Annotated in this window: 1 pseudogene; it reads right to left on the bottom strand. The window is 58.1% G+C overall.

The annotated features are described in order from the left end of the window. Positions 1–23: 23 nt before the first annotated feature. Positions 24–772 (bottom strand): annotated as a pseudogene (locus ABLN87_RS22300) (IS5 family transposase). Positions 773–840: the final 68 nt, after the last annotated feature.

Genomic DNA, 840 nt, shown 5'->3' with positions numbered 1-840 from the left:
CCTAGGTTCCTGCCTCATAGCCATTAAGTGACGAGTGCTGCGAGTGCGATGGCCGACAGGAAGACCTTGGGGCATCTGTCGTATCGGGTTGCGATGTGCCGCCAGTCCTTCAATCTGCCGAACATGATCTCGATCCGGTTTCGCCGTTTGTAGCAGCGTTTGTCGTGCTTCACCTCTTTTGTTCCGCTGTTTCCTGCCAGGGATGCAGGCGCGTATCCCTTTGTCTTTTACCGCTTCTCTGGATCAATCGGCGTCGTAGCCGCGATCCCCGAGCAGCCAATCGACGTTCGGCAAGCTGCTGAGCAAAGCCCGTGCCCCGATGTAATCGCTGACCTGCCCGGCCGTGATGAACAGGTTCAGCGGGCGCCCCCTGCTGTCGCAGATGGCATGCAGCTTGGTGTTCATGCCTCCCTTGGTGCGCCCGATCAGGCGACCGCGCGCCCCCTTTTTACGGCCAAACTGGACGCTGTGCGGTGGGCTTTCAGATAGGTGGCGTCAATCATGACCGTCTTCTCTTCTCTATGCTCAGCGGCGAGGCCGACCATCATCCGGGTGAAGACGCCTTATCGCTCCACCGCTTCCAGCGGTTGTACAGCGTCTTGTGTGGGCCATAGGCTGCAGGCGCATCGCGCCATCGCAACCCATTGCGATTGATGAAGATAATCCCACTAAACACACGCCGATCATCGGCACGGGGTTTGCCATGGGACTTTGGAAAGAAGGGCTCAAGACGCGACATCTGCGCATCCGTCAGCCAGAAAAGATCAGACATGTTCACCGCTCGTTTTTGAGCCCTGAATCATGCCGCGCGATAGAAATCAATGGGTCCTGACCCCAGGG

The sequence above is a fragment of the Ruegeria sp. SCP10 genome (assembly GCF_040329495.1).
GTDB lineage: Bacteria > Pseudomonadota > Alphaproteobacteria > Rhodobacterales > Rhodobacteraceae > Ruegeria.
Note: the sequence above shows the minus strand (reverse complement) of the source record. Positions and strands in the feature narration are given on the sequence as shown.